The sequence below is a fragment of the Microbacterium sp. Nx66 genome (assembly GCF_904066215.1).
Lineage (GTDB): Bacteria > Actinomycetota > Actinomycetes > Actinomycetales > Microbacteriaceae > Microbacterium > Microbacterium meiriae.
Genome location: NZ_LR880474.1, coordinates 1,876,705 through 1,896,101 on the forward strand (window position 1 = coordinate 1,876,705; position 19,397 = coordinate 1,896,101).

At 68.9% G+C, this 19,397-nt stretch carries 19 protein-coding genes; 12 read left to right on the forward strand and 7 right to left on the reverse strand.

Annotation, left to right across the window (positions count from 1 at the left end; genetic code table 11):
- Nucleotides 1-8: 8 nt before the first annotated feature.
- Nucleotides 9-1,784, forward strand: a complete 1,776-nt coding sequence (gene sucB / locus MICNX66_RS08900; protein ID WP_187661576.1) for a 2-oxoglutarate dehydrogenase, E2 component, dihydrolipoamide succinyltransferase — start codon at nt 9-11, stop codon at nt 1,782-1,784.
- Nucleotides 1,785-1,797: 13 nt separating this feature from the next.
- Here sucB and MICNX66_RS08905 read toward each other — a convergent pair whose 3' ends face one another.
- Nucleotides 1,798-3,087 (reverse strand): hypothetical protein, encoded by a 1,290-nt coding sequence (locus MICNX66_RS08905; RefSeq protein WP_187661577.1) that lies wholly within the window; start codon nt 3,085-3,087, stop codon nt 1,798-1,800.
- A 294-nt stretch (nt 3,088-3,381) separates the two neighbouring features.
- On the opposite strand from MICNX66_RS08905, the gene MICNX66_RS08910 reads away from it, so the two are divergent.
- Nucleotides 3,382-4,092: a DUF4191 family protein gene (locus MICNX66_RS08910; protein WP_187661578.1), complete on the forward strand. Its 711-nt coding sequence runs from the start codon at nt 3,382-3,384 to the stop codon at nt 4,090-4,092.
- A 57-nt stretch (nt 4,093-4,149) separates the two neighbouring features.
- On the opposite strand, the gene MICNX66_RS08915 is transcribed toward MICNX66_RS08910, so the two are convergent.
- Nucleotides 4,150-5,337: a RimK family alpha-L-glutamate ligase gene (locus MICNX66_RS08915; protein ID WP_060923121.1), complete on the reverse strand. Its 1,188-nt coding sequence runs from the start codon at nt 5,335-5,337 to the stop codon at nt 4,150-4,152.
- Between the two features lie 18 nt (nt 5,338-5,355).
- Here MICNX66_RS08915 and MICNX66_RS08920 point away from each other — a divergent pair, with 18 nt between their 5' ends.
- Nucleotides 5,356-5,844 (forward strand): ATP-dependent zinc protease family protein, encoded by a 489-nt coding sequence (locus MICNX66_RS08920; RefSeq protein WP_187661579.1) that lies wholly within the window; start codon nt 5,356-5,358, stop codon nt 5,842-5,844.
- A 3-nt stretch (nt 5,845-5,847) separates the two neighbouring features.
- Here the strand turns inward: MICNX66_RS08920 and MICNX66_RS08925 are convergent, their stop codons facing one another.
- Complete coding sequence (locus MICNX66_RS08925) at nt 5,848-6,243, reverse strand: RDD family protein (RefSeq protein WP_232089029.1); 396 nt, start codon at nt 6,241-6,243, stop codon at nt 5,848-5,850.
- A gap of 147 nt (nt 6,244-6,390) precedes the next feature.
- Here MICNX66_RS08925 and glnA (MICNX66_RS08930) point away from each other — a divergent pair, with 147 nt between their 5' ends.
- The 7 genes from glnA (MICNX66_RS08930) (at nt 6,391) to MICNX66_RS08960 (ending at nt 10,934) form a co-directional block, all read left to right on the forward strand.
- Nucleotides 6,391-7,815 carry a type I glutamate--ammonia ligase gene (gene glnA, locus MICNX66_RS08930; RefSeq protein ID WP_187661580.1) on the forward strand — a complete coding sequence of 475 codons (1,425 nt, stop codon included), beginning with the start codon at nt 6,391-6,393 and terminating at the stop codon, nt 7,813-7,815.
- 208 nt (nt 7,816-8,023) lie between these two features.
- Complete coding sequence (locus tag MICNX66_RS08935) at nt 8,024-8,314, forward strand: hypothetical protein (RefSeq protein WP_187661581.1); 291 nt, start codon at nt 8,024-8,026, stop codon at nt 8,312-8,314.
- The gene (locus MICNX66_RS08940; protein WP_332107621.1) at nt 8,311-9,600 is read left to right on the forward strand and encodes a putative T7SS-secreted protein; all 1,290 of its coding nucleotides are present in this window, start codon (nt 8,311-8,313) and stop codon (nt 9,598-9,600) included. The genes MICNX66_RS08935 and MICNX66_RS08940 overlap by 4 nt, the downstream gene beginning before the upstream one ends.
- On the forward strand, nt 9,597-10,094 hold the full coding sequence (locus MICNX66_RS08945; RefSeq protein ID WP_187661583.1) for a hypothetical protein: 498 nt from the start codon (nt 9,597-9,599) through the stop codon (nt 10,092-10,094). The genes MICNX66_RS08940 and MICNX66_RS08945 overlap by 4 nt, the downstream gene beginning before the upstream one ends.
- Nucleotides 10,091-10,360, forward strand: a complete 270-nt coding sequence (locus MICNX66_RS08950; RefSeq protein WP_187661584.1) for a hypothetical protein — start codon at nt 10,091-10,093, stop codon at nt 10,358-10,360. The genes MICNX66_RS08945 and MICNX66_RS08950 overlap by 4 nt, the downstream gene beginning before the upstream one ends.
- 38 nt (nt 10,361-10,398) lie before the next feature.
- Complete coding sequence (locus MICNX66_RS08955) at nt 10,399-10,653, forward strand: hypothetical protein (RefSeq protein WP_187661585.1); 255 nt, start codon at nt 10,399-10,401, stop codon at nt 10,651-10,653.
- Complete coding sequence (locus MICNX66_RS08960) at nt 10,650-10,934, forward strand: WXG100 family type VII secretion target (protein ID WP_187661586.1); 285 nt, start codon at nt 10,650-10,652, stop codon at nt 10,932-10,934. Before MICNX66_RS08955 ends, MICNX66_RS08960 begins: the two co-directional genes overlap by 4 nt.
- Nucleotides 10,935-10,955: 21 nt before the next feature.
- Here the strand turns inward: MICNX66_RS08960 and MICNX66_RS08965 are convergent, their stop codons facing one another.
- A complete protein-coding gene (locus MICNX66_RS08965) occupies nt 10,956-11,348 on the reverse strand; it encodes a VOC family protein (protein WP_187661587.1) in 393 nt (130 codons plus the stop codon).
- A 136-nt stretch (nt 11,349-11,484) separates the two neighbouring features.
- Between MICNX66_RS08965 and MICNX66_RS08970 the strand changes: the two genes are divergently transcribed.
- Nucleotides 11,485-12,855: a serine/threonine-protein kinase gene (locus MICNX66_RS08970; protein ID WP_187661588.1), complete on the forward strand. Its 1,371-nt coding sequence runs from the start codon at nt 11,485-11,487 to the stop codon at nt 12,853-12,855.
- 103 nt (nt 12,856-12,958) lie between these two features.
- Entirely contained in the window at nt 12,959-14,107 is a 1,149-nt protein-coding gene (locus MICNX66_RS08975; protein ID WP_187661589.1) for an AI-2E family transporter, read from the forward strand.
- On the opposite strand, the gene MICNX66_RS08980 is transcribed toward MICNX66_RS08975, so the two are convergent.
- From MICNX66_RS08980 to glnA (MICNX66_RS08990), 3 genes are read right to left on the reverse strand one after another with little or no spacing between them, the layout of a single operon-like run.
- Complete coding sequence (locus tag MICNX66_RS08980) at nt 14,108-15,028, reverse strand: diacylglycerol/lipid kinase family protein (protein ID WP_187661590.1); 921 nt, start codon at nt 15,026-15,028, stop codon at nt 14,108-14,110.
- Nucleotides 15,029-15,076: 48 nt separating this feature from the next.
- Nucleotides 15,077-18,052 carry a bifunctional [glutamine synthetase] adenylyltransferase/[glutamine synthetase]-adenylyl-L-tyrosine phosphorylase gene (locus tag MICNX66_RS08985; RefSeq protein WP_187661591.1) on the reverse strand — a complete coding sequence of 992 codons (2,976 nt, stop codon included), beginning with the start codon at nt 18,050-18,052 and terminating at the stop codon, nt 15,077-15,079.
- A 7-nt stretch (nt 18,053-18,059) separates the two neighbouring features.
- Complete coding sequence (gene glnA / locus MICNX66_RS08990; RefSeq protein ID WP_071329447.1) at nt 18,060-19,397, reverse strand: type I glutamate--ammonia ligase; 1,338 nt, start codon at nt 19,395-19,397, stop codon at nt 18,060-18,062.

Genomic DNA, 19,397 nt, shown 5'->3' on the forward strand with positions numbered 1-19,397 from the left:
ACTCAGTCATGAGCACATCCGTGGTCCTCCCCGCTCTCGGTGAGAGCGTCACAGAGGGTACGGTCACCCGCTGGCTCAAGCAGGTGGGAGACACCGTCCAGGCGGACGAGGGCCTGCTCGAGATCTCGACCGACAAGGTCGACACCGAGATCCCCTCCCCCGTCACCGGCGTGATCGAGGAGATCCTCGTGGCCGAGGACGAGACCGTCGAGGTCGGTGCTCTGCTGGCCCGCATCGGCGACGGCAGCGGTGCGGCACCGGCCGACGATGCCCCTGCTGCGGCTGAAGCCGCCCCGGCTGAGGCCGCCGCCCCCGCCGCTCCGGAGCCCGCCACGGCTCCCGCGGCCGAGCAGCCGGCACCAGCCGACTCCGCTCCCGCCGAGTCCGCGCCTGCGGCTCCCTCCGGCGACGCCACCGACATCGTGCTCCCCGAGCTCGGTGAGAGCGTCACCGAAGGCACGGTCACCCGCTGGCTCAAGCAGGTCGGCGACTCGGTCGAGGTCGACGAGGCGCTCCTCGAGATCTCCACCGACAAGGTCGACACCGAGATCCCGTCGCCGGTCGCCGGGGTGCTGCAGGAGATCGTCGCCGGCGAGGACGAGACCGTCGAGGTCGGCGCCGTGCTGGCACGCGTCGGATCCGGTGCTGCTCCCGCACCCCAGCCCGAGGCTCCCGCTGCTCCGCAGGCCGAAGCCCCTGCCGCTCCGCAGGCCGAGGCGCCCGCCGCTCCGGCTCCGCAGGCCGAGGCTCCGGCTGCACAGCCCGAGGCGCCCGCTGCTCCCGCTCCGCAGGCCGAGGCCCCCGCAGCGCCCGCACAGGCCGCTGCTCCGGCACAGCCCGCGCAGGCGGAGGCCCCCAAGCTGTCGCTGCCGACCGAGAGCGACAACCTCTACGTGACCCCGCTCGTGCGCCGTCTGGCTGCGCAGCAGGGTGTGGACCTGGCCACGGTCAAGGGCACCGGCGTCGGAGGCCGAATCCGCAAGGAGGACGTCCTCAAGGCCGCAGAGACCGCCACCGCCGCACCGGCAGCCGCTGCAACGCCGGCTCCGGCCCCCCTGGAGGTGTCGCCGCTGCGCGGGACCACCCAGCCGATGTCGCGCCTGCGCAAGGTCCTCGCCAAGCGTGCGGTCGAGTCGATGCAGCAGACGGCCCAGCTCACCACGGTGGTCGAGGTGGACGTCACCGCTCTCGCCGAGTACCGCGACAGCGTCAAGGCGTCGTTCCTCGAGAAGACCGGCGACAAGCTGTCCTTCCTGCCGTTCTTCGCCCTCGCCGCGGCGGAGGCCCTGCAGGCCTTCCCGATCATCAACGCGACGGTCGACGGCGAGCAGATCGTCTACCCGGCGTCCGAGAACGTCTCGATCGCGGTCGACACCGAGCGCGGTCTGCTCACGCCGGTGCTCCGCGACGCTGCGTCGAAGAACATCGCCGAGATCGCCCACGAGATCGCCGATCTCGCGGCGCGCACCCGCGACAACAAGCTGAAGCCCGACGAGCTCGCCGGCGGCACGTTCACGCTGACCAACACCGGTTCGCGCGGCGCGCTGTTCGACACGCCCGTGGTGTTCCTGCCGCAGTCGGCGATCCTCGGCACGGGCACGGTCGTCAAGCGCCCGGGTCTGGTCAAGGTCGGCGGCACGGACGCGATCGCGGTCCGCTCCTACGTGTACCTGGCTCTGTCGTACGACCACCGCATCATCGACGGTGCCGACGCGGCACGCTTCCTCGGTGCGGTGAAGGCTCGCCTCGAGGCTGCGCAGTTCAGCGGCCAGCTCGGCGCCTGACCGACGGCTCGCCTCACTTCGGCTGGTCCGCGACGCGATATGCGTCGCGGACCAGCCATTTTTCATCTGCCCACACCAGCACGAGGATGGCTGCCTCCTCGGTCTTCGCTTCGCCGCTCTCGGGCGATGACGGCAGCTCCATCACGGCCATGTCTCCATAGCGATCCACGAGAACCGCATCCTTCCGACCGGCCATCTCGGCAGCGACGGGCGTGATCCCCGCGGAACCGGCCGCGACGGCAGCGGCGCACACCGCGTCGTCGCGTGCCTCGCACTCGACGATCTGCGCGAGGAGTGCCGGGAGAGCGCCTGTCGGATCGTCGGCCTTCGGCGGCGCCGCGGACGCGGACGGTGAAGGAGCAGGTGTCGGCGCAGTCCGCCTGGCAGGGCCCGCTCCCTCAGGACGGTCAGCGGACGGAGGAGTGCTCCCCGCTGCCCCGACCGCGGGATCGTCTCCGTCGCTCGGCCACAGCAGCCCCGCGAGGAGCACCGCCGCCGCGCACGCGCCGGCCACGATGAGAACCCGCCTGCGCCGGGAACCCGTCTCCCCTCCGCCCGCCGGCGGCCGTACCCTGATGGTCCGCCGATCGAGGAGAGGTCGCGCCCCGCTGACGACTCGATCGCGGAGGGCGAGCAGGCCGGCGAACGCCCGTACCGAGCCCCCTTTGACCGCACTCTCTTCCCGCATCCGACGCTCCCGCAGCCGTGCGCGGGTGACGGGTTCGGTGCGGACTCGTCGCACCGCACCGGAGACACCGGCTTCCGTGGGCGCCGCCCGGTCCTCGGCAGCCTCTTCCAGTGGTCGTGGTGCTGCGATCTCCAAGAGGTCGCTCTCTGCGTCCTCGAGCAATCGCCGGGGCACCCGGCGCTGTGCTGCGGCCGAGCGAACGCGATCGCGGGTGCGGTCGAGGACCCGGGCCATCGTCTTATCGGTGCACTCCGCGCGTAGCCGGTCCACGATCACCAGGACGGCGGTCGGCGCGTCCTGACCGGGCCCCAGCACGAAGACCGGCCGGCCCCCGTCGGTGAGCCACCATGTCCCGTGCATGTCCACCGCCGACGCGGGCCCCAGCTCCGCCAGTCCGCGCAGAAGACTCACGACCACCGTGCTGACCTCCCCCGATGGCAACCCGCCCCGCCGGAGCCGCCGATCCACGTAGGCCTCCAGGCGCTCGGTGCACCAGGGCAGAAGGACGTCGTGTCCGTCCGCGCGGCGGATCATGTCCACCGGCGCGGCGATGTGCTGGGTGCCCGCATATCGACAGCCCGCCCAACCAGCGAGGCTCTCGGCCTCGACGCGCACGACCGGACCGTCCGGCGAGGTGACGAGCGCACCGCGAAAGGGCCCCTCAGCAGAGTCGAGGAGTCGGATCGTACGGTGTGCCTGGGGAAGCACGGCCTGCTCGCGGGGGGCACTCTCACGCGCTGGTGTCATGCGATCCATCCCACCCGACCCGCGGGACGCTCCGTCCGAACTCGTTGCTCGGGGACGAGATCCCGTGGCGGGTCGGATTGTGCAGGAGAGATCGCGCACACGCTCTCCGCTGCACGCGAACGGCGGCATCGCACGGCCTTCGGACTCGGTAGGCTGGTCTCCATGGCAAAGCGTGCTCCTGAACCCGAGAAGCGTCCTGGGTTCTTCTCCCAGATCAAGTCCCTCTTCCGGTTCACGCGCGAGGCCTATGCCTGGCTCCCCTGGGCGCAGGCCGCGATCCTCATCGGCGGCGTGCTGCTCGGCCTCCTGGCCGGCTACCTGATTCCGCCGTTCCAGGTGTGGACGCTCGTCCTCTGGGCCATCACGGGCTTGATGCTCGGCGTCCTCGGCGCGCTGTTCCTCATGACCCGGCTGTCGACCTCGGCCATGTACACGAAGATCGACGGCATGCCCGGTGCGACCGGCCACGTGCTCAGCACGAGCCTCGGTCGCCGGTGGCAGGCCTCCGAGACCCCGGTGGGCATCAACCCGAAGACGCAGGAGGCGGTGTACCGGACGGTCGGCCGCGGCGGCATCGTCGTCGTCGGCGAGGGCGCCCGCGGACGCCTCACCCGACTCGTGAACGAGGAGCGCAGCCGTGCGCAGCGCGTCGCTCACGGCGTGCCGATCACGGTGCTCTACGTCGGGCACGGCGAAGACGAGGTGCCCATCGCCGACCTCGCGAAGACCATCAAGAAGCTCCCGAAGGCCATCGACAAGGCCACGATGGCGGCCGTCATCCGCCGCATCGACTCGGTCTCGCAGTCGCTGTCGTCGCTTCCCATCCCGAAGGGGATCGACCCGACGAAGGTGCGGGCGCAGCGTCCGCGCTGACTCGCTCCCCCGGACCGCGAAGCGCGGCCGCCCTCGGTCAGGGCGGACGCGCTTCTCTCATTCCGAGAGCGGCTGCTTGGGCAGGCGGCGCACCTTCGCGCGGCGACGACGACGCTCGGGGATCATCGAGCGCATCTCATCGAGCTTGCCGAAGCAGAACAGGCGGTCGTCGGGCTCGAGGACCACATGCTTGCGCGGGTTCGGGATGACACTGACCCCGCGGTGCAGGGTGAGCACCGTGATGTCGCGCTCCCACAGGCCCGCCTCCCCCAGCGTCTTGCCGACCAGGTCGGCGGCGCCGTGGACCATGAGTTCGGCGACGCCGTAGCCGGTGGAGACGGTGAGGCGCTGCCGGACGTCGATCTCCGGGAAGGCGACCTGACCGGCGATGTAGTCGATGATCGCGCCCGCGACGTCGAGCTTGGTCGCGGTCTCGATACCCTGCAGGCCCGGGGAGGAGTTGACCTCCATCACCAGGGGTCCCTCGTCCCCCTCCAGCATGTCCACGCCGGCGACGCGGAGTCCCATGATCTGGGCCGACCGCACGGCAGCCCGCTCGTAGACCGGGTCGAGCTCGATCGCCTCGACCGAGCCGCCACGGTGCACGTTGGAACGGAACTCGTCCCCCGCTGCCGATCGGCGCATCGCGGCGACGACGCGGTCCCCGACGACGAGCGCGCGGATGTCGCGGCCCCGGCTCTCGGCGATGAACTTCTGGATGAGCACGTTCTGCTTGGTCGAGTGGAGCGTCTCGATGATGGCCTCAGCCACCTTCACCTGCGGCGCGAGGATGACGCCGATGCCCTGGGTGCCCTCGAGCAGCTTGATCACCACGGGAGCGCCGCCGACGCGCTCGATCGCCGGCCGCACGTCGGCGCGGTTGCGGACGAAGGCCGTCGGCGGCATCGCGATGTTGTGCCGGGAGAGGATCTGGTTCGCCCGGAGCTTGTCGCGCGCGCTCGAGATGCCGTTCGCCGTGTTCGGGGTGTAGACATCCATCTGCTCGAACTGTCGCACCACCGCGGTACCGAAGTACGTGATCGAGTTGCCGATGCGTGGCAGGATCGCGTCGTAGTCGCTGAGCTGCCGACCACGGTAGTGCAGGTCGGGTTCGTCGGAGGTCAGGTCGATCGCGAAGCGCAGGGTATTCAGCACCTTCACGTTGTGCCCTCGCTGCAGTGCGGCCGCGCGGAGGCGTTGGGTGGAGTACGCCTGCGGCGCACGGGACAGCACTGCGATCTTCACGGGGGATTTCCTGCCAGGATGTATCAGGTGAGTAGGTCTACCCATTCAAACACCCTTACGGGGTGGCGCGAGTGGGTGAGCCTGCCCGATCTCGGAGTCGACTGGATCAAAGCCAAGATCGACACCGGCGCCCGCACTTCGTCCCTGCACGCGTTCGACATCCAGGAGTTCGAGCGCGATGACGAGCCCTGGGTGCGGTTCCGTGTGAAGCCCTGGCAGGACAGCCAGGAGGATGCCGTCGTCGTCGAGTCCCCCATCCACGACCGGCGGGCCGTCCGGAGCTCCTCCGGCCACGCGCAGGAACGTCTCGTCGTGCAGCTGATGATCCGTCTCGTCGACCGAGAGGTGCTCGCCGAGGTCACGCTGAGCAACCGGGACGAGATGGGTTTCCGGATGCTGATCGGCCGCGAAGCGTTGCGTCGCGGGTACGTCGTCGACCCCGCGCGCTCGTTCCTCGGCGGCAGGGCACCCCGCGAAGCACGCCGTCGCAACCGCGGCCGCGACTGAGCCTCAGGCGCGGATGAGGACCGTGCCCACAGCCTTGTCGTGGAGACCGCGCTGATCCGGGTCCCACACGACGGCCGGGATCACGACGAGGAGAAGCAGCGTGCGCACGATCGGGCGCCACAGACCGACCCATCCGCCGTCGAGACGGACGACGCGCATGCCGAGGATGCGGTGCCCTGGGCTGCCGCCGGCGGTCGGGATGAAGAGGATCTGCACGACGCCGAAGATGAGCAGCGTGGCGAACGGGTCGTACTGGAAGAACGCGACGGAGAGGATGACGGCTGCCGTCCAGTCGATCGCGAGGGCCCCGATGCGACGTCCAGGGCGACCGATGCTCCCCGGTCCGGACTCCGGGAGTCCGAGTCGCTCACCGGGGTACGTGTTCACAGCATCCGTCACCCCTCCAGCCTACCGAGGCTGTGGATGCCCTCCGATCCTGCTCACGCTGTAACACGGACGAAACAAAGCGGATACCGTGGAGAAATCCCCCGTCCGTACTGTGCAAAGTGGCCCCGAAGCCATCGATCCGCATCACAGGAGTCGTACATGTTCAAAGATTCGTCCGAGGTACTGGCCTACATCAAGGAGAACGACGTCAAATTCCTTGACATCCGTTTCACCGACCTCCCTGGTGTGCAGCAGCACTTCAACATCCCTGCGGCGACGGTCGACGAGGCCTTCTTCACGGACGGACAGCTGTTCGACGGCTCCTCCATCCGTGGCTTCGCCAGCATCCACGAGTCGGACATGCAGCTGATCCCGGATGTGACGACGGCGTACATCGACCCCTTCCGCGAGGCGAGCACCCTCGTGATGATCTTCGACATCTACAACCCGCGCACCGGCGAGATCTACTCGAAGGACCCGCGTCAGGTCGCGAAGAAGGCGGAGAAGTACCTCACCTCCACCGGCATCGCCGACACCGCGTTCTTCGCCCCCGAGGCCGAGTTCTACATCTTCGACGACGTGCGCTACTCCGTCACTGCCGGCGAGAGCTTCTACAAGGTCGACTCCGAGGAGGCCGCGTGGAACACCGGCCGCGAGGAGGAGGGCGGGAACCTCGCCAACAAGACCCCGTACAAGGGCGGCTACTTCCCCGTCAGCCCGGTCGACAAGACGGCCGACCTGCGCGACGACATCACCCTCAAGCTCATCGATGCGGGCTTCATCCTCGAGCGCTCCCACCACGAGGTGGGAACGGCCGGCCAGCAGGAGATCAACTACCGCTTCGACACCATGGTGCACGCGGCCGACGACATCCTGAAGTTCAAGTACATCGTCAAGAACACCGCCGAGGAGTGGGGCAAGGTCGCCACCTTCATGCCGAAGCCGCTGTACGGCGACAACGGCTCGGGCATGCACACCCACCAGTCGCTGTGGAGCGACGGCAAGCCGCTCTTCTACGACGAGGCCGGCTACGGTCAGCTCAGCGACATCGCGCGGTGGTACATCGGCGGCATCCTGGCCCACGCGCCGGCGCTGCTCGCCTTCACCAACCCGACGCTGAACAGCTACCACCGTCTGGTCAAGGGCTTCGAGGCTCCGGTCAACCTGGTCTACTCGGCCGGAAACCGCTCCGCCGCGATCCGCATCCCGATCACGGGCTCGAACCCGAAGGCCAAGCGCATCGAGTTCCGCGCGCCCGACGCCTCGGGCAACCCGTACCTTGCCTTCGCTGCGCAGCTCATGGCGGGCCTCGACGGCATCAAGAACCGCATCGAGCCGCACGAGCCCGTCGACAAGGACCTCTACGAGCTTCCGCCTGAGGAGGCCAAGAACATCCCGCAGGTGCCGAACTCCCTGCTGGACTCGCTCGAGGCGCTCCGCGCCGACCACCAGTTCCTCCTCGAGGGCGGCGTGTTCACCGAGGAGCTCATCGAGACCTGGATCTCCTACAAGTACGAGAACGAGATCCTGCCGATCGCTCAGCGCCCGCACCCGTTCGAGTACGAGCTGTACTTCGGAGTCTGAGCCGAACGCAGATCGCGAAAGAGTCCGTCCCCATCCGGGGGCGGGCTCTTTCGCTGCATGGGGACCGTGCGGCTACGGCAGCCCTACCCCCCCCACGTACTCATTTGGGGTTACTTCCTACGCATATTCAGACATTTCGCCATCCTCTGACCCTGTCTTGACCTACGCTCGATCCCGCAGCCGGGGGGGCTCGCAGGAAGAGGGCGGCATGTCGCAGGATTATGAGGTCGACACGGATGTGTTGCGGGCGATGGCGGCGAAGACGCGGCGCATCATCGCAGACGTCGGGGCGACCGACCTCACCCCGCCGACGAGCGCCGGCCACGAGTGGGTGGTCGCAGCCTCTGAGCGGTTCGCCGAAACCTGGTCTGCGGGCCTCGCAGCGCGGGTGACGGACTCCGACGATTTCACCGAACGTCTGGCGACGACGGCCCGGGTCTTCGATGAGGGGACGGATGCCGCGAAGGCCGAGGTCGACGCGATGATCTGGGAAGAGTGATCGGGCTCGGGCAGACCCGCTCCGCCACCGCCCTCATCCCTGGCTCACCCGGCGAGGTCAGGCAGACGGCCGAGGGGTGGAAGGCACACGGCGTGGCTGCGGCACGGGTGCACGACCAGCTCGCGTCGCTCGCCGATGAGGGCACCTGGACGGGCGAGGCCTACGACGCGTACCTGACGCGCTTCGATCGTCAGTTGCTGCACTGGTCGAACGCCGGCGACGGGCTCCGCGAGGGCGCTCACGCCCTGTTCACCTGGGCGGATGCGCTGGAGTGGGCGCAGGAGGAAGCCGCGCGCGCCATCACTCTCTGGGACGAGGCCGAGCAGCAGGCCGCCACGGCACTGGCCGCGCACCGCGCTTACGTCCGCGAGCTTCGGGTCGGGCAGGGCCTTCGGCACCCGGAGGTGGAGGTGCCATTCGTCGACCCGTCCGGTCCCGCGCATGAACAGGCCAGAGCGGTGCTGTTCAACGCCCGGGCGACGCTGGATGTCTTCGCCCGAGACTGCGCAGTCCGGTTGGACCAGGCCGCAGAGGCCGCGCGCATGCCGCTCACCGAGGCTGAGGCCGCGACCGCAGCCCAGCATGCCGTCACCGAGGCGGTGTTCACGCTCGCTGTCGTGCAGCCGTTCCAGGCCACGATGGACATGCTCGCCGCCTCCGCGCGGACGCTGCGGGAGCACCTGGACATCGTCCTCGAACTCCTCGGCGGAGCCGCCCTGGTCATCGGCGGCGGGGCCATGATGGGCGGCAGCGGAGCGGTCGCCGTAACCGGCGTCGGCACCGTCCCTGGGGGTGGTCTGGCCTGGGCTGGCGCCCGCGTAGCCGCGGCCGGCCTGACCGCAGCCGGACACGCTGCCGGGTGGGCGAACGAGTCCGCTCAGAATGCTCCTGAGCGCCCCGCCCCACACCCCACGCACGGCGGACGGAACGTGCTCGGCCAGTACAACGGCGACGGCCAACGCCCCTGGGTCGACACAGAAAAGATCGGACTCGATCGTGTCGCCGAGGACACCGGCAAGGACGTTATCCGCAACAAGATCCGCGCGACCATCCAGGGGTATCACCACAATCCCCAAGCGACCTCAGACCAAGCTCGCTATTACGATGGCTTCATCGAGAACGCCGACGGGACGTACACCGGCATCGAGATCAAGGGCGGCACGGGCAGCCGCGATGCAGCCCAACGTGGCTTCGATGCCACCGTGAGCCCCGAACGACCAGCGACCGCCACCCTGAATGGGGAGAGAATCACAATCACTCGAGTAATTCTGGAGACCGTGAAATGAGTCAACCGACACATATCCGTCAGATCAATGACGATACTCGCGGCGCACTGGTCGATTACTTCCGGCCGTACCAGGAACAGATCCAGTTCTCGCTGCGTCAGCTCAACGGGTCCTCAACATGGGCATGGAGCCTGTGGCGCGCCCCGGAGGGCGCGGACCTTCTGGACAGCATCCCCTTCAGCGAGGAGTACATCCAGTGTGCCGGGACAGCGGAAGCCCTTGTGATCGAGGTCCGCTATGTCGACCCGGACGGCATCGCGCATCAGTATGTCGTCGGGCGTCCGGGCGCGGACATGTCCGGCGAGCCCACCGAGGTCATCCACTGGGATGACGGACGCCATTCCACCACCGTGTATCCCAACGAGGTGTTCACGGCCGACGAAGCAGCGGTGATCTTCTACACCTACTTCCTCACCGATAAAGTCGCCCAGCCCTACACGCTCCGCGAGATTGACATGAGCGTCCCCGACCCCACCGAGGACGAGGCGCCATGAGAGTCGCGGTCCGTCACGACGCGATCGCCGACACGGTCGCACAGCTCGCTGCGTTCTCGGGGAGAGAGGAGACTGCGGTGACCTCAAGCAGGACGCACGGCCAGCAGTTCACGAGCGGTCAGATGGGGTGGATCACAGAGAACAGGCGCCCCGTCGCAGATCACTTGCGCCTCATGCTCGGCCGCTTGGACGGCGTGAGCGAGTTCACGTACAGCATCTGGCGTGGCGCGGACCCGTCTAGCATCATCGGATCCAGAAGCCTCTGACCGACTCCTTCATCCAGGCGGCCGGTTCAGCCGATCAGATGACCGTGGAAGTGCGCCTCGCCGCGCCTGACGGCGAGACCCACCTGTACACGGTAAGGCGTCCCGAGCCTGCCGACGGGACGACGCTGATCCCGATCAGTCAGACGCGTGCGGTGCGCGTGTTCTCGAACGAGGCGTTCACTGCTGACGAAGCCGCGGGCATCTTCTTCACGTACTACCTCACCGACGCCGTCGCTCAGACGTACGTCCTCCGTGAGCTCGACCTCGGCCAGGAGCTGTCGGAGCAACGATGAGAGTCACGGTCCGTCACGACGCCGTCAGCGACACGGTCGCGCGTCTCGCTCTCACCCTTCGGCAATTCGAAGACGCGCTCGACACCCTCGACGCGGAGGCCGCTCGGCTTCGATCCTCATGGTCCGGTGAGGCGCAGGCGGCATACGACCGCGCCCACCACGACTGGGACACCGCCATCCGCCGCATGAAGGCCGCCCTCGCCGAAGCCAACCGCCGACTCATCACCGCCAATGCCATCTCCATGGAGACCGCCAGCACCGCCGCCCGCCTCTGGCGGTAACGGCGCTGGGCATGGCCCGCGTCAGAACTCGTCGGCGACGATCTCGGCCTTGAACCCCGCGGAGTTCTCCAGCCATCCGGCGTAGTGATCGGGCCCACCGGCGTGCGGGTAGCGCTCCGCGTACAAAGGCCGCCAGCCGTGCTCGGGGGCCGCCGCGATGATCGCGTCCACTCGGCTCGGCGGGCCCGCAGCGAAGGCGAGATGGTTCACGCCAGGGGCGCGACGATCGTGTGCGCTGCCGCTGAGGTTCGGGGATATCGTGAGGGTGACATACGCGCCACCCGCCTCCCAGGACTCGCCCTCGGGCCATGCGCCGGCCCGGACGAAACCCACCGCACCGAGCAGCCACCCCCACTCCGCTCGCGACGACGCGAGGTCGGCGACCCAGATCTCCACGTGGTGAATCCCTGCCATCCGTCCAGTCTCCCAGCTCCCCATGGATCCCCCGTTGCAGGTGTCGGCCTCCACGTCAACCCCAACGCAGCGTTTTCTCTGCGCGGATACGGTGAAGACATCGTCGGGATACCCGGTCCCGCCAGTGGAGGACGCCGTGATCACCCAGGAAGCCCCGCCGACCGCCGCGCTTCTGGACGGCCGCTACCGTCTGGCAGAGGCCGTCGGTATGGGCGGGATGGCGACCGTGTACCGCGCGGAGGACATCACCCTCGAACGCACCGTCGCGGTGAAGATGTTCCGCGAGTCCGACGACGCCGTCGTGCCGGTGGAGCGGGTGCACTCGGAGAAGGCGCTCCTCGCGGGTCTCAACCACCCTGGCCTGGTCACCCTCCTCGACGCGCACCTCGAGCCCGGACGACCGAAGTACCTCGTGATGGAGTACGTGCCCGGACCGACTCTGAGCAAGCGCATGGCACGCGCGACGGTCCCAGCGCGCGAGATCGCCATGATCGGGGCGGACATCGCCTCCGCCCTCCACGCCGTGCACAGCGCCGGCATCGTGCACCGCGACATCAAGCCCTCGAACGTCCTGCTCACCCCGCCTCTCGACACGAACGGCCGGTGGAGCGCGAAACTCGCCGACTTCGGGATCGCCTGCGCCATCGACATGTCGCGTGTCACCACTCCCGGCATCGTCCTCGGGACACTGACCTACATGGCACCGGAGCAGTTGCGCAACGGCGACATCCGTCCCGCGGTCGACGTCTACGCGCTCGGGCTCGTCCTGTTGGAGGCGCTCACCGGCAAGCCCGGCTTCGCTCCCACCCTCAGCGTCGAATCCGCCCTCGCCCGCCTCCACATCGCCCCCGAGATCCCCGCGGAGCTGGGGTCGGAGTGGGTCGGCCTGCTCACCGCGATGACGGCGATCGACCCCGAAGCGCGGCCACACGCTCTGGAGGTCGAGAGCGAACTGCGCCGATTGCTCGATTTCCCCGTTACCGAAGAGGTGGCAACGGATGTCACCGTGCCGCTTCCGGCGCCGGCGGCAGGCGCCCTCCCCCTCCCCCGCACCCGCGCCGAGGCCCGCGCCCGTCGTCGCGTCGCGTCGGCGCACCCCGCGGCGTCCCCGGCCCGGCGCACGCGCCGTCGTCGCGAGTCTCTCCTCATCGCCGCGGTGGTCGTGCTCGGCGCGGTGACCACCGCCTCCGCAGCACTGGTCGGGCACGGCGAGCAGGCCCTCGCCAGCTCGGGTGCCGTCTCCGACGGTGCATCGAGGATGCTCGAGAGCATCGAGGAGCTCGTGTCCGTCGAACCGGCTCCCGCCGACACCGTCGCCGACCCGGCGCCGACGGAGACCGTCGTCGTGGAGCCGGTGGCTGCGACCCCGGTGGCGCCGACGACGCCTGTCTCCGAGTCGGTGATCGACGGAAGCCTGCCCGAGAACGCCGCACCGCAGGCGCAGGAGAACCGAGGCAAGAGCCCTGGCCGCGACGGCAACAACGGCAAGGGCAACAGCAGCCACTGACCCGACGCCCCCGACGCCCGCCGAGCCGACGGGTGTCGCTGAGCAGCGCACGGGACCTGGTGGAGGAAGATCGAGTGTCGACTATCGACAGAGGGAGGGGACCATGCGTCGCAGGAAGTTGATCGCACCGCCGGATCCGGCACCCAGCGTGTCCGCACAGCGACGGTCGCCGTCGAGCGTGGTCGCCGGCGCCAGGGCGAACCCGTTCATGTTCGGTCTCCTCGGCGCCCTCGGGGTGCTCGTCGCGCTCATGATCGGCGGCATCGTCGGCCAGCTCGCCACCGTGCTGGTCTACATCGGCGTCGCCCTGTTCCTCGCGCTCGGCCTCGATCCGATCGTGCGGTTCATCGAACGCAAGCTCCCGCGCCCGGCGGCGGTCGCCGTGGTCGTGATCGGCGTGCTCCTCGCCTTCGCCGGGATCATCCTCGCCATCGTCCCCACTCTCGTGGAGCAGATCGGGAACCTCATCAAAGACGGTCCGGAGATGATCAAGGAGTTCACGAAGAGCGCCTGGTTCCAGGACGTCAGCGGACAGTTCGGCAGCACGATCCAGGATGCGGTCGACGGCGTGCTCGGCTTCGTGCAGAACCCGGACAACTTCCTCGACATCGGTGGCGGCGTCTTCGCCGTCGGCGCAGGGATCGCCGGCGGCCTGACGGGCGTCACGATCGTGCTCATCCTCACCCTCTACTTCATGGCATCGCTGCGCAGCATGAAGCGGGTGGCCGCGCGGTTCGTCCCCGCCTACCAGCGCGACACCTTCAGCGAGCTCCTGGAGGACGTCTCCAGTGCTGTCGGGCGCTACGTCATCGGTCAGGCGAGCCTCGCGCTCACCAACGGCGTCCTGAGCCTCATCTTCCTCACCATCATCGGAGCGCCGGTGCCGGCGCTGCTCGCACTGATCGCGTTCATCGGCTCGATGATCCCGCTCGTCGGAACGCTCTCGGCATCGATCATCATCTCGCTCATCTGCCTGTTCGTCTCGCCGACGACCGCGCTGATCGCGATCATCTACTACCTGATCTACATGCAGATCGAGGCGTACGTGCTCTCCCCGCGGATCATGAACAAGGCCGTCGCCGTCCCCGGCGCACTGGTGGTCATCGCCGCGGTGGCCGGTGGAGCGCTCGGCGGAATCCTGGGCGCTCTCGTCGCCATCCCGGTGGCCGCGAGCATCATCATCATCGTGCAGAAGGTCGTCTTCCCCAATCAGGACAGGAAGAGAACGCCGCCGGCGGTGACCGTCGCCTGATCAGCGGACCAGGACGGCGCCCGGCTGCACCCGCACGGTGAACGCGTCGATCTCGCCGATCTCCTCGCCGTCGATCTCGAACATCTGCGGCGCGGAGAGCTGCACGCGGATCCGCTCCGCCGAGACGTGGGTGGTGGAGTCCGTGCTGACCGCCTGATCGACGTTCCCGATCATGCGACGGATGCCGTTGTCCCAGACGACCGAGCGGACGGTGTCGAGCCACTGCAGCGCGCCGTCGGAGCTGATGAGCAACATGTCGAGGAGCCCGTCGTCGAGGACGGCATCGGGCAGCAGACGGATGCCACCCTGGAGCATGCCGCAGTTGCCGACGAGCAGCGTGTGACCGCGCACCTCCTCCGGCTCGTGGTCGTCGAGCTGCAGCGTGATGTCCGTCATCTCGGTACCGGCCAGTGCGCGCCCCATCGCCTCGACGTAGGCGAGCCAGCCGGCGCGATCCTTGAGGTCGTCGTTGGTCTCCACGAGCATCTGCGCGTCGACCCCGAAGCCGACCATGACGGAGAAGGCATGCTCCTCGCCGTCGAACTCCACCCAGCCGAGGTCGATGCGGTGCGGCTCGGAATCGCGGATGTGCTCGAGCGCCGGCAGCACGCCCTCGAGCGGCACGCCGAGGTTGCGCGCGAGCAGATTGCCTGTGCCCTGCGGGACGATCCCGAGAGCGACATCGGTGCCGACCAGAGCCTCCGCGACCGCGCGGATCGTGCCGTCACCGCCGACCGCGATGACGAGGGCACAGCCCTCCTCCACCGCTTTCGCCGCGACGCCACGGCCGGGGTCATCCGGAGTCGTCTCGCCCCAGCGCACGTCGGCTTCCTCACCGAAGGCGATGGTGACGGCCTCGCCGAGGACATCCCGGTCGGACTTCGTCGGGTTCCAGATCACGCCGATGCGAGGAGAGGTCATACGCTCACTCTGAGCGACGGACGACGATCGTGCAACTCGACCGGCCGTCTAGCCGTAGAAGAGCTGCTCGAAGGTTCTCCGGGCACGCCGGGTGACGGCGAGATAGTCCTCTTCGAGCGGTGTCGCCGACCGGGGTGGATAGCCGAGCAGACGGGCCAGGGCATCCAGCTGACGGCGGTCAGCGGGCAGGACGTCGCTCGTCTGACCCGTGAGCAACGTGATGCCTGAACGGAGTCGGCTCGACAGCAGCCACGCCGCCCGGAGGCGCTCCGCGTCGTCCTCCTCGACGAGCCCGGCGCCGACCGCGGCGTCGAGTGCCTGCAGGGTCGACGTGGTGCGCAGGCCGGGGACATCGGTCGCGTGCTGCAGCTGGAGAAGCTGCACGAGCCACTCCACGTCGCTGAGAGTCCCCGGTCCGAGCTTGAGATGACGACGCGGGTCGGTCCCCTGCGGCAGCCGCTCCCCCTCGACCCTGGCCTTGATCCGCTTGATCTCCCGGAGCCCCTGGAGATCGACCGCCTCCGGGTACCGGATGCTGTCCGCGAGTTCCATGAACCGCCCGATGAGCTTCGCGCTGCCGGCGACACCGCGAGCCCGCAGCAGCGCCTGAGCCTCCCACGACAGCGACCAGCGACGGTAGTAGGCCGCGTAGGCGTCGATGGACCGCACGATCGGACCGTTGCGCCCCTCCGGCCGCAGACCCGCGTCCAGGTCGAGCGGGAGGCGATGGTCGGTCAGATGCTCGCGGAGCCCCGCCACGATTCTCGTCGCCAGCTTCTCCGCTCTGCCCGAGTCGACACCGTTCGCGTCGTGCACGTACAGGACGTCCGCGTCGGACCCGAAGCCGAGCTCCGCACCGCCGAACCTCCCCATGCCGATGACGGCGAAGTCGAGCGCTGCGTCCTCCGGCGGGACGACCTCTCGGAGAACGGCGCGGAGGCCGGCCTGGATCGTCGCATCCGTGATGTCGGTGAGCGCGGTGGCCACCTCCTCGATGGTGACGACGTCGAGCACCGCGGCCATGGCGGTGCGCAGGAGCTCGCGACGCCGCAGGGCGCGGACGGCCCGCAGCGCGTCGGCGACCGTCTCGTGACGCGTCTGGATCGCCCGCGCCTCCTCGTCCAGCGCCTGCGCGCTCCGCGGACGCAGCCGCTCGGCGCTGTCCAGCCAGGCCACCGACTCCGGGATCCACTCCAGCAGCTCGCCGATGTAGCGCGACGACGACAGCAGCCGGGTGAGGCTCTCTGCGGCGCCGGACGAATCCCGCAGCATGCGCAGGAACCACGATGTGTCGCCCAGCCGCTCGCTGATGCGGCGGAAGGCCAGGAGACCGTAGTCGGGGTCGCTGCCATCGGCGAACCAGCGCACCATCACGGGCATCAGGTGTCGCTGGATCGTCGCCTTGCGACTGATCCCGCGCGTCAGTGCCCCGATGTGTCGGAGGGCTCCGGCGGGATCGCGGAAGCCGATGGCCGCGAGCCGGTCATGGGCCTGCTCCGCGGAAAGGGTGCGCTCTTCCTCGGGCAGCCCGGCCACCGCGCTCAGCAGCGGGCGGTAGAAGAGGCGGGTGTGGATGTCGCGCACCTCGCGCCGGACACTCTCCCACCGGGCCCAGACGCCCTCCCCCGTGTCCGCCAGCTTCGTGCTGCGCGCCAGGATGCGCAGACCAGCGGGCGTCTTCGGCATGAGGTGGGTGCGGCTGAGATCACGCAGCTGGAGACGGTGTTCCATGAGCCGCAGCACGCGGTAGTCGTGCGCGAAGGCGCCCGCATCCGCACGGCCGATGTAGCCGCCCGCGACCAGCGCGTCCAGGCTCTCGAGTGTGCCGCGGGTGCGGAGGGAGGCATCGGTGAGACCGTGCACGAGCTGCAGGAGCTGCACCGTGAACTCGATGTCGCGCAGCCCGCCCGCCCCGAGCTTGAGCTGATACGGGGCGTCCTCCGGGTCGATGTGCTCCATGACCCGCTCGCGCATCCGCTGGACGCTCTCGACGAACTCCTCCCTGGCGGCGCTCGACCACACGCGCGGCTGCACGGCATCGATGTAGGCGGCGCCCAGTGCAGGATCGCCGGCGAGGGGACGAGCCTTCAGCAGCGCCTGGAACTCCCAGCTCTTCGCCCATCGGTCGTAGTACGCGACGTGGGAGGCGAGGGAGCGCACGAGCGCTCCCTGCTTGCCCTCGGGGCGCAGTGCCGCGTCGACCTCCCAGAGTGGCGGTTCGACCTCGATGGCGCTGAGGAAGCGCATGGTGTCCCTGGCCAGACGCGTCGCGATGTCGATCGCCTGCGGCTCGGACAGCGTCTCCTCGTCGGACGTGCCCCCGACGAAGATGACATCGACATCGCTGACGTAGTTGAGCTCCCTGGCACCCGCCTTGCCCATGCCGATCACAGCCAGCTGTGTCGTGGCGACGGCATCGCGACCCGCCGACGGCGCCTGGCGCGTGCGGGCGATCGCGAGCGACGTCTCGAGGGCGGCGCCGGCGAGGTCCGCAAGGGAGGCGGCGACCTCGGCGACGACGTCTTCGGGTCGCGGGTGGCCGAGGTCGAACGCCGCGATCTCCGCGAGGTTCCGCCGATACGCGACGCGGAGGGCCACGATCGTCTCGTCCTCCGCGGATTCGGCGAAGCCGTCCTCGGCCCCGACGGCGGCGAGCAGCCGATCGCGCCAGACGTCCGCGGCGGGCAGCGCGTCGACGGGCGCCGCAAGCACGTCGAGCTCCTCAGGATGGCGCAGGAAGAACTCGGCCAGCCCCACGGAGGCACCGAAGACGCGCCAGACACGTTGGCGCGTCTCCTCGTCGGTGACAAGGGCCCGCAGCGGGGACGGGTCGCGTCGTGCCACCCGCAACATCCCACGGACAGCCGCGTCGGGATCTGCAGCGACAGACGCCTCGAGCAGCATCGTCCGCGGTACGTCGAGCAGGCTCTCGAGCTCTGCCAGTGACGCCGCGGCCTCGCTCAGCTCGGCGAATCCGAGTCGAGCGAGGGCCGAAAGGGAGACGGAGGCGTCGGGGCGAGCCATGCCGTGCTCAGAGGAGCTCGAGGTTGTTCTTCAGCTCCAGCGGCGTGACCTGACCGCGATACGCCTCCCACTCCTTGCGCTTGTTGAGGAGCACGTAGTTGAAGACCTGTTCCCCGAGCGTCTCCGCGACCAGCTCGGAGGCCTCCATGTACTCCAGGGCGTGGTCGAGGCTGGCCGGAAGCGCCGAGTATCCCAGCGCCCGACGCTCGGCGTCGCTCAGCGCCCAGACATTGTCCTCCGCCTCCGGCGGAAGCTCGTAGCCCTCCTCGATGCCCTTGAGGCCGGCGGCGAGCATGAGCGCGTAAGCGAGGTAAGGATTCGCCGCGGAGTCGAGGGCGCGGTACTCGACGCGCGAGGACTGGCCCTTGTTGGGCTTGTACATCGGGACGCGGACGAGCGCGGAGCGGTTGTTGTGGCCCCAGGTGATGAAGCTCGGGGCCTCGTCGCCGCCCCAGAGCCGCTTGTAGGAGTTGACGAACTGGTTCGTCACCGCGGAGATCTCATTGGCGTGCTTGAGCAGACCCGCGATGAAGTGCCGACCGGTCTTGGAGAGCTGGTACTTCGCACCCTCCTCGTAGAAGGCGTTCTGGTCGCCCTCGAACAGCGACATATGCGTGTGCATGCCGCTGCCGGGCTGACCGCTGAGCGGCTTCGGCATGAACGTGGCGTACACGCCCTGCTCGATCGCGACCTCCTTGATGACCGTCCGGAAGGTCATCACGTTGTCCGCGGTGGTGAGGGCGTCGGCGTAGCGCAGGTCGATCTCGTTCTGGCCGGGGCCGCCTTCGTGGTGGCTGAACTCCACGGAGATGCCGAGGTCCTCCAGCATGCGGACGGAGCGCCGACGGAAGTCGTGCGCGGTGCCACCGGGGACGTTGTCGAAGTAGCCCGCGGAGTCGACGGGCACGGGCCCCTCGGGGCCGAAAGACGACGACTTGAGCAGGTAGAACTCGATCTCCGGGTGCGTGTAGAACGTGAAGCCCGCATCGGCGGCCTTCGCGAGCGTGCGCTTCAGCACGTGACGGGGGTCGGCCACCGCGGGCTGCCCGTCGGGCGTGGTGAGGTCGCAGAACATGCGGGCGGTCGGGTCGATCTCCCCCCGCCACGGCAGCGTCTGGAAGGTCGTCGGGTCGGGCTGGGCGAGCAGATCGGACTCGTAGGTGCGGGTCAGCCCCTCGATGGCGGAGCCGTCGAAACCGATGCCCTCGGCGAAGGCGCCCTCGACCTCGGCCGGCGCGATGGCGACGGACTTGAGCGTGCCGATCACGTCGGTGAACCACAGGCGCACGAACTTGACGCCGCGCTCCTCGATCGTCCGGAGGACGAAGTCCCTCTGCTTGTCCAT